Raw genomic sequence first — 8272 nt, forward strand, 5'->3', positions numbered from 1 at the left:
CAATGCGCGCCGATTTCGACTTGCCTGAGAGCCCACTCATGTCCGCCTGCCAGACTCCTATCATCGTCGCCCTGGATTTCCCTACCCGTGACGCCGCACTGAAGCTGGCCGATCAGTTGGACCCGAAACTGTGCCGGGTCAAAGTCGGTAAAGAACTCTTCACCAGCTGCGCGTCGGAAATTGTCGGCACATTGCGCGACAAGGGTTTCGAAGTGTTCCTGGACCTCAAGTTCCATGACATTCCCAACACCACCGCCATGGCCGTCAAGGCAGCGGCGGAAATGGGCGTGTGGATGGTCAACGTGCATTGCTCCGGTGGCCTGCGCATGATGGCGGCTTGCCGTGAAGTGCTGGACAAGCGTAGCGGGCCACAGCCTCTGCTGATTGGCGTGACGGTACTGACCAGCATGGAGCGTGAGGACTTGGCGGGTATCGGTCTGGATATCGATCCGCAGGAGCAGGTGCTGCGTCTGGCGGCACTGGCAGAAAAAGCCGGAATGGACGGCCTGGTGTGTTCGGCCCTGGAAGCCCAGGCCCTGAAATCGGCGCACCCATCGCTGCAACTGGTGACCCCGGGCATTCGCCCGGCGGGTAGCGCACAGGACGATCAGCGCCGCATCCTGACCCCGCGTCAGGCGCTGGACGCCGGTTCCGACTACCTGGTGATCGGCCGTCCGATCAGCCAGGCGGCAGATCCGGCGCAGGCGTTGGCTTCTGTTGTAGCCGAACTCGCCTGACGCCACGCCACACATACCTGTGGGAGCGGGCTTGCCCGCGATTGCGGTGTATCAGTCAAGCTTGATGTCGGCTGACACTCCCTCATCGCGGGCAAGCCCGCTCCCACATTGGTTTAGCGTTACACCTTAAGAACCAACTTCCCAAAGTTCTCCCCACTGAACAATTTCATCAGTGTCTCCGGGAACGTCTCCAGTCCTTCGACGATGTCTTCCTTGCTCTTGAGCTGTCCCTTGGCCATCCAGCCGGCCATCTCCTGCCCAGCGGCAGCAAACTGCGCAGCGTAGTCCATCACCACAAAACCTTCCATGCGCGCGCGGTTGACCAGCAGCGCCAGATAGTTGGCCGGGCCTTTGACCGCTTCCTTGTTGTTGTATTGGCTGATGGCACCGCAAATCACCACGCGTGCCTTCATGTTCAGGCGACTCAGCACCGCGTCGAGAATATCGCCGCCGACGTTATCGAAATACACATCGACGCCTTTCGGGCATTCGCGCTTGAGCCCGGCGAGGACGTCTTCGTTCTTGTAGTCGATGGCACCGTCGAAACCCAGCTCATCGATCAGGAACTGGCACTTGTCCGCGCCGCCGGCAATGCCGACCACTCGGCATCCTTTGATTTTGGCGATCTGCCCGGCAATGCTGCCGACCGCACCCGCCGCCCCTGAAAGCACCACGGTATCACCCGCCTTGGGCGCGCCGACGTCGAGCAGGGCAAAGTAAGCGGTCATCCCGGTCATGCCCAGTGCGGACAAATAGCGAGGCAGCGGCGCCAGTTTCGGATCGACCTTGTAGAAGCCTCGCGGCTCACCGAGGAAATAATCCTGCACACCCAACGCGCCATTGACGTAGTCGCCCACGGCGAACCCCGGATTGTTCGAGGCAACGACTTTGCCGACGCCCAAGGCGCGCATCACCTCACCGAGCCCGACCGGAGGAATGTAGGACTTGCCTTCGTTCATCCAGCCGCGCATGGCCGGGTCCAGGGAAAGGTATTCATTTTTGACCAGGATCTGACCTGCCGCCGGCTCACCGACCGGTACTTCTTGATAGGTGAAGGTCTCACGGGTCGCCGCGCCCACCGGGCGTTTGGCGAGCAGGAATTGGCGATTGGTCTGGGAAGTCATGGCAAGCACTCAGGATGAATGAAGCCTTGTTGATAGACCTTCATGGACGAAGCCGCAAGCTCGGCTGATGCGGCGAATGCAGGCTGATCCAGTGCAGTGATAGTTGGTACGACGGTCCCATCACTGCAACTCATGGGCACCCAACCGGCCTTTTGATAGTGCTGCCGCGCCCCGGCTTGCTGTCGCTAGACTCGGAACAACGTGATCACTTCTCTTCGAGGACATAACAATGAGCATGACGTTTTCCGGCCAGGTGGCAGTGGTAACAGGCGCGGCGGCCGGCATTGGTCGGGCGACTGCCCTGGCGTTTGCCGCTGAAGGCCTGAAGGTAGTAGTGGCCGACATGGACACGGCGGGCGGTGAGGGCACAGTGGCGCTGATTCGGACGGCGGGCGGCGAAGCAACGTTTGTACGCTGCAATGTCACGGTGGAAAGCGATGTGAAGCATCTGATGGACGAGGTGGTCAATTCCTACGGCCGTCTCGACTATGCCTTCAATAACGCCGGCATTGAGATCGAGAAGGGCAAACTGGCCGACGGCACTGTCGACGAGTTCGACGCGATCATGGGCGTCAATGTCAAAGGTGTGTGGCTGTGCATGAAGTACCAGCTGCCATTGCTGCTGGCTCAGGGTGGCGGCGCGATCGTCAATACGGCCTCGGTGGCGGGGCTCGGCGCTGCGCCGAAGATGAGCATCTACGCTGCGTCCAAACACGCAGTGATCGGCCTGACCAAATCCGCCGCCATCGAATATGCAAAGAAAAAAATCCGGGTCAACGCGGTGTGCCCCGCAGTGATCGACACCGACATGTTCCGTCGCGCTTACGAAGCTGATCCGAAAAAAGGCGAGTTCGCCAACGCGATGCACCCGGTGGGCCGCATCGGCAAAGTCGAGGAAATTGCCAGCGCAGTGCTGTACCTGTGCAGCGATGGTGCGGCATTTACCACGGGGCATTCATTGGCCGTGGACGGCGGTGTCACTGCGTTTTAAGTAACAAACCGTGAATCCAGTCTCCTGTAGGAGCGAGCTTGCTCGCGAAAGTGGTTAACGATACCGCGTCTTAATTTGACTAAAACTCGGGGCTCTTGTGTCCATCGACGCAACGCCGCACAAAGCAAGCTCGCCCCTACAGTATTTGGTTCAGTGAAGTTTTCCGGCAGTGTGTTTCAAATGTTTAAAACCAAGGGTTTTGGCGGTGTTGTCGCACAACCGGCCGAACGCTCCTGTGATTAACTGTTTCAGGCAGAATCCACAGGAGTTTCCTTGCTCATGGAATTGAGAATCGATCGACAGGCATTAGTGCCGGTCGTACAGCAAATCGTCGACGCACTGGTCTGTTGGCTGCATTGCAATGAGGTGGCACCGGGAGTGCGCTTGCCTGCGGTGCGACAGATCGCGCGAATCAATCTGCTCAGTCAGTCCTGCGTCCTCCAGGCGTGTGAGCGTCTGGTCGTGCAGGGAGTGCTGGAGTCTCGCAAGGGTGTCGGGTTCGTTGTGGCCACCCGGGAACTTGCTGTCCAGGTTCGACAGGATGACTGGTGGCTTCAGGACGCTGAGCTCAAGCCGGGTCCTGCTTCCTGTGAGCTGCAATTGGGTTGCGGCGGGCTGCCCGAAAGCTGGCGGGAAACCGACGATTTGAGTTACGCGATCCGTCAGGTCAGTCGCACCGACATGGCCGGCCTGTTCAACTACAGCACGTCGTTGGGTTTACCAGCGTTGCGCCAGCAAATCCGCAAGAGCCTGGAAAAGCTGGATATCAATGTAGATGACAGTCGAGTTCTGACCACCGCGGGAGCCAGCCAGGGCCTGGACCTGATCGTGCGAACGCTGCTCAAGCCGGGGGATTGCGTGGTGGTGGAGAGCCCGGGCTACCCCATGTTGTTCGATTTGCTCAGGCTGCATGGTGTCAGCATGCTGGAGGTGCCGAGAACCCCGCATGGGCCAGACGTCTGCGTATTGGAAACGCTACTGCTCAAGCACCGGCCTCGCGGACTGTTCATCAACAGTTTCCATCACAATCCTACGGGCTGCAGCCTGGTACCGATGGTCGCGCAACGGCTGCTGCAGCTGACAAAGCAAAACGATGTGCTGGTGATCGAAGATGATGTCTACGCCGATCTTCACAGTGGCACCGGTACGCGCCTTGCTGCGCTGGATGACAGTGTGATCTACGTCGGTAGCTATTCCAAAACCCTCAGCAGCTCCTTGCGTGTCGGCTTTGTGGTGGCCGGTGCCGAGGTTATTTCGCGGTTGGCCGAGGTCAAGATGATCAGCAGCATGGGCGCTTCACGATTCTGCGAGTCAGTGATGACCTGCCTGCTGGCCAATGGGGCTTATCGCAAGTTGGTGCAGCGTCAACGTCAACGTTTGAACACTGACAGGCAGGCAACGTTGCAGCTGCTGGAGGATGCTGGGTGGGAGGTGTTTGGCAAACCCGTCGCCGGCCTGTTCATCTGGGCCCGCTCAAGGACGTCGGACTGCGCACAAGTGCAAGCCGAGGCGCGACGCCATGGTGTCCTGCTGTCTTCTGCGACAGCCTTCAGTCCCGTTGGTGAGGCCACTGATTGGCAGCGCATCAATGTAGCCTGTGCCCGCGATCCGCGGGCGCGGGCATTTTTTCGGGCCACCGCGTCGAATCGACCTCAAGCGTTCTGAAAACGACGTCTGCGTAGCTTTTTGCCATTATTCCGACGCCAGAGACTTGTGTTGCTCATGACCCGTTGCGACTCTGCGTCTACAAACTATGGCGGGGGACTAAGTGCAATGATTACGGGCGTGCAAGGACGTTTTGCCAACTTCGGTATGGCGAAAAAGCTGGGTGTCGGGTTTGTGCTCGTGCTGCTGTTGACCGCCCTGGTAGCGGCCATCGGCGTATGGTCCCTGCAGATCATCAGTCAGCGCTTTGATGGGCTCAAGCAGATGTCGTCGCTCAACAGCGGATTGCTCAAGGTGCGCCTGCTTGAACAGGACTATGCCTTGCACGGCAATCCGAAAACCGTCGATGCCCTGCATGAGGGGGTGGACGGCCTGATCGCGCTGGCAAACCAGCTCAAGACTGCGTCCGCAGCCAATGTGCCAGTGATGAATGACGTCGAGCAGTCCCTTGGCGCGTATCGCAAGGCCTTTGACGAGTTCGTCTCACTTAGCCAAGCCAAGGACCTGGCGTTGGAAATGGCCAGTTGGTCGGTGTCCAGCGTGGCCAATAATCTCGATGTTCTACAGTCCGGGCTCGCCGATGACGGCGCTTATACCTTGAAAGACTCCGAAGGCAAGGAGGGTGCGCAATTCATCGAGCAGGCCAGCCAGGTCAGCCAGGTTTCGCGCCTGATGTTGCAAGCCATGAATGAAGCGCGCGTGCGCCTGGATCAGAGCCGCAAGGGCGACGATACCGGACAAGGCAAGATCGAGCAGGCCAGTCAGGCCTTGACCCAGGCCGAGCAGTTGAAAACCACGGTCAAGGATGAGGGTTACCAGACTGTTCTTAATGAGGTGACCGGTCATATAGCCAGTTTCAACGACAAGCTTGCCGAGTACACCGGCTTGCTGGAGCAGGAAAAGACGGTCTATCAGCAACTGCATCAACGGGCTGACCAGGTGGTGCAGCGGGTGGACCAGGCCTATGTCGCTGAAGACCAGTCGATGCAAAGGGAGCTGAAAAAGAATTCGTTGCTGATCATTGGCTCCTCGGCGCTGGCATTGCTGGTCGGATTGATTGCCGCCTGGGTGATCACCCGGTTGATCGTCGGGCCGCTGCGCAGTGTGATTCGTGTGGCGCAGCAGATTGCCTCGGGGGATTTGAGCGGGACGGTTGAAGTGACACGCCGGGATGAGATCGGCCAGTTGATGCAGGCCATGCAGCAGATGGGGGCGGGGCTGAGCCAGATCGTCAGCGGTTTGCAGGCGGGTATTGAACAGTTGGCAACGTCTGCGCAGTCGCTGTCAGCGGTGACCGAGCAGACCAATCTTGAAGTCAGCAGTCAGAAGGAAGAAACCGAGCAGGTGGCCACTGCTATGAATCAGATGACGGCCACAGTGCATGATGTTGCGCGTAACGCCGAGGAGGCCGCCCAAGCTGCGCAAACGGCGGACGGCAAGGTTGAAAGTGGTCAGCACGTGGTGCGTCAGAGCATGGCGCGGATCGAGCAGTTGGCTGATTCGGCCAGTTCAGCCAGTTCAAGCATCGAAAGCCTGAGTGCGGAAATCCAGAACATCGGAACGGTGCTCGGCGTGATCAAGAGCGTGGCTGAACAGACCAACCTTCTGGCGCTCAATGCGGCCATTGAAGCCGCACGAGCCGGCGAGCAGGGCAGGGGCTTCGCGGTAGTGGCCGATGAAGTACGCGCATTGGCCAAGCGGACTCAGCAATCGACCGAGGAAATCGAGCGACTGGTCAGCGCCTTGCGCTCGGCGGCGCAGGCGTCGGTGCAGCAGATACAGGGCAGTGGCGATTTGGTGAAACTGGCGGTCAGTGATGCACTGCAAACTGAATGTGCGCTGGGGAGTATCGCGGCGGCGGTGTCGTTGATCCAACAGATGAACCAGCAGATCGCGGCAGCGGCCGAGCAGCAGAGCTCGGTGGCCGAGGAGATCAATCGCAGTGTCACCAGCATTCGTGCCAGTGCCGATCAGTCTTCATTGGCGATGCAAGGAAATGCGGCGTCGAGCATCGAGTTGGCGCAATTGGGTGCTGAGCTGAAGGGGATGGTGGGGCATTTCAGGCTTTGATCCTTGAACACAAAAAAGCCACCTCTTGATCGTTCCCACGCTCCGCGTGGGAATGCAGCCAGGGACGCTCTGCGTCCCATTCAGAAGCCGAACGCGGAGCGTCCGTTGAGGCATACCCACGCAGAGCATGGGAACGATCTGTAAAACAAAAAAAGCCACCTATTCCGGTGGCTTTTTCTATTCCCGCTGATCAGTCGTAGATCACTTTTTTCTTCCAGTCCGCATCAGCCTCGACGTCCTTGAGACCTTCGGTCAGTTGGTTCACTTCGCCTTCTACCGGAGCGATGCGGTCCATGACTTGATCGTTGGCGCGCACCAGGAGTTTTTCCAGGTATTCCAGTTGTTCGGCATAGATCTGTGGTTCCTGCTGTTTGCGCAGGTATTGCACGCCGCGTTCGAACGCCAGGCGCGCCTGGCCGGGCTGATTCTGTTGCAGCGAGTGCTGGCCTAGGTTGTTGAAGAACTCGATGTGCAGCAGTACCAGAATGTGGCGGACTTCGCGGATCCAGCGCTTGGCTTCGTTGGGCGGCAGAAAACCGTCCTGTGCGGCACGGGTGATCTGGCCGTGCAAGGCTTCAAGCAGGAAGCGCACGTCCTTGGCCTTGGCCTCGGTCTGGATCGGTGCCGGCGGGTTGTTGACCGGGATCGATTCGCCCTGGGCGACCAGGGTTTCCAATTCGCCGATCCGTGCCTTGAGGTTGGAGCTGGTTTTTTCCAGATTCAGCAGGCGCTGGCAGACGTTCAGTTCAAGACGCGCCAGCAACAGCTTGAGCGCAGGTGTCATCAACTGACCGGGAAAGGTTTCAGTAATCTCACCGCAGCGACGCAGGCGATCGTTGAGTTCAACCTTGGTACGGGCCCTTTCCACCTTGTTGTTTTCCACCACATGGTTGATATAGCCAATGGCGATCAAGAGTGCGATCCCGGCTACGACTAGCAGTGTGATCATGAGTGGTGTCACCGGTAAGACCTCTTTATAGGGTTCGCGTGCGAGTGTAATGGCCTGTTAAAGCGCCTGGCGCCGCTCGACGAGTTGGATCGACGTGGCTCTAAATGTATCGGCCGCTGTTTGCTTACATAAATGCTGGCACCCATAAAGCAGATTGCCATCACTCAGGGCGCTGACTATAGCGCCTTGATGAGTGTCAGAATATAGGCGCCAAACACCGGGCGGCGGAAAAACCGAATGGGTGCCGAAAAGCACGCCCAAGTCATTGATTTAAAAATATTTATAACAGGGGGTTGACGACCCCTCAAAGCATCCATAGAATGCGCGCCACTTGCAGCGTAAAGCACACAGCGAAACGAAGCAGGGAGTGAATGTTGTAGTGTGTCCCCTTCGTCTAGTGGCCTAGGACACCGCCCTTTCACGGCGGTAACAGGGGTTCGAGTCCCCTAGGGGACGCCAATGCGGGAATAGCTCAGTTGGTAGAGCACGACCTTGCCAAGGTCGGGGTCGCGAGTTCGAGTCTCGTTTCCCGCTCCAATTTTAAACAGCGTTGCTTTCGGGCAGGGCTGAGTGAAACCAGAACCAAATCTTCGGATGCGGATCTGGGCACCGAAACACACACCATGTGTTCCGGGTAGCGTGTCCCCTTCGTCTAGTGGCCTAGGACACCGCCCTTTCACGGCGGTAACAGGGGTTCGAGTCCCCTAGGGGACGCCAATGCGGGAATAGCTCAGTT

At 58.5% G+C, this 8272-nt stretch carries 6 protein-coding genes, 3 tRNA genes and 1 pseudogene; 8 read left to right on the top strand and 2 right to left on the bottom strand.

What is annotated here, in order from left to right; translation table 11 throughout:
- The first annotated feature begins 38 nt into the window (after nucleotides 1-38).
- Complete coding sequence (gene pyrF, locus ACRESJ_RS28280) at nucleotides 39-737, top strand: orotidine-5'-phosphate decarboxylase (RefSeq protein WP_431760823.1); 699 nt, start codon at nucleotides 39-41, stop codon at nucleotides 735-737.
- Nucleotides 738-856: 119 nt separating this feature from the next.
- On the opposite strand, the gene ACRESJ_RS28285 is transcribed toward pyrF, so the two are convergent.
- On the bottom strand, nucleotides 857-1861 hold the full coding sequence (locus ACRESJ_RS28285; protein ID WP_431760819.1) for an NADP-dependent oxidoreductase: 1005 nt from the start codon (nucleotides 1859-1861) through the stop codon (nucleotides 857-859).
- A gap of 229 nt (nucleotides 1862-2090) precedes the next feature.
- Here ACRESJ_RS28285 and ACRESJ_RS28290 point away from each other — a divergent pair, with 229 nt between their 5' ends.
- From ACRESJ_RS28290 to ACRESJ_RS28305, 4 genes and pseudogenes are all read left to right on the top strand, one after another.
- A complete protein-coding gene (locus tag ACRESJ_RS28290; protein WP_431760820.1) occupies nucleotides 2091-2852 on the top strand; it encodes an SDR family oxidoreductase in 762 nt (253 codons plus the stop codon).
- Nucleotides 2853-3131: 279 nt separating this feature from the next.
- On the top strand, nucleotides 3132-4517 hold the full coding sequence (locus ACRESJ_RS28295; RefSeq protein ID WP_431760821.1) for a PLP-dependent aminotransferase family protein: 1386 nt from the start codon (nucleotides 3132-3134) through the stop codon (nucleotides 4515-4517).
- A gap of 984 nt (nucleotides 4518-5501) precedes the next feature.
- A pseudogene (locus ACRESJ_RS28300) lies at nucleotides 5502-5729 on the top strand (HAMP domain-containing protein); the annotation flags it as partial.
- A complete protein-coding gene (locus ACRESJ_RS28305; RefSeq protein WP_431760824.1) occupies nucleotides 5724-6587 on the top strand; it encodes a methyl-accepting chemotaxis protein in 864 nt (287 codons plus the stop codon). The pseudogene ACRESJ_RS28300 and the gene ACRESJ_RS28305, both read left to right, overlap by 6 nt.
- Nucleotides 6588-6777: 190 nt before the next feature.
- On the opposite strand, the gene ACRESJ_RS28310 is transcribed toward ACRESJ_RS28305, so the two are convergent.
- Nucleotides 6778-7536 (bottom strand): hypothetical protein, encoded by a 759-nt coding sequence (locus ACRESJ_RS28310; protein WP_431760822.1) that lies wholly within the window; start codon nucleotides 7534-7536, stop codon nucleotides 6778-6780.
- Between the two features lie 383 nt (nucleotides 7537-7919).
- On the opposite strand from ACRESJ_RS28310, the gene ACRESJ_RS28315 reads away from it, so the two are divergent.
- From ACRESJ_RS28315 to ACRESJ_RS28325, 3 genes are all read left to right on the top strand, one after another.
- Nucleotides 7920-7995: transfer RNA gene (locus ACRESJ_RS28315), tRNA-Glu, on the top strand.
- 2 nt (nucleotides 7996-7997) lie between these two features.
- Nucleotides 7998-8073: transfer RNA gene (locus tag ACRESJ_RS28320), tRNA-Gly, on the top strand.
- 104 nt (nucleotides 8074-8177) lie between these two features.
- Nucleotides 8178-8253: transfer RNA gene (locus tag ACRESJ_RS28325), tRNA-Glu, on the top strand.
- Nucleotides 8254-8272: the final 19 nt, after the last annotated feature.

Origin of the sequence: Pseudomonas sp. (assembly GCF_050739655.1) — a bacterium.
GTDB lineage: Bacteria > Pseudomonadota > Gammaproteobacteria > Pseudomonadales > Pseudomonadaceae > Aquipseudomonas.

Coding starts and splice junctions, on each gene's coding strand:
- pyrF (WP_431760823.1), top strand. CDS start 39: ATGTCCGCCTGCCAGACTCCTATCATCGTCGCCCTGGATTTCCCTACC.
- ACRESJ_RS28305 (WP_431760824.1), top strand. CDS start 5,724: ATGGGGGCGGGGCTGAGCCAGATCGTCAGCGGTTTGCAGGCGGGTATT.
- ACRESJ_RS28290 (WP_431760820.1), top strand. CDS start 2,091: ATGAGCATGACGTTTTCCGGCCAGGTGGCAGTGGTAACAGGCGCGGCG.
- ACRESJ_RS28295 (WP_431760821.1), top strand. CDS start 3,132: ATGGAATTGAGAATCGATCGACAGGCATTAGTGCCGGTCGTACAGCAA.
- ACRESJ_RS28285 (WP_431760819.1), bottom strand. CDS start 1,861: ATGACTTCCCAGACCAATCGCCAATTCCTGCTCGCCAAACGCCCGGTG.
- ACRESJ_RS28310 (WP_431760822.1), bottom strand. CDS start 7,536: ATGATCACACTGCTAGTCGTAGCCGGGATCGCACTCTTGATCGCCATT.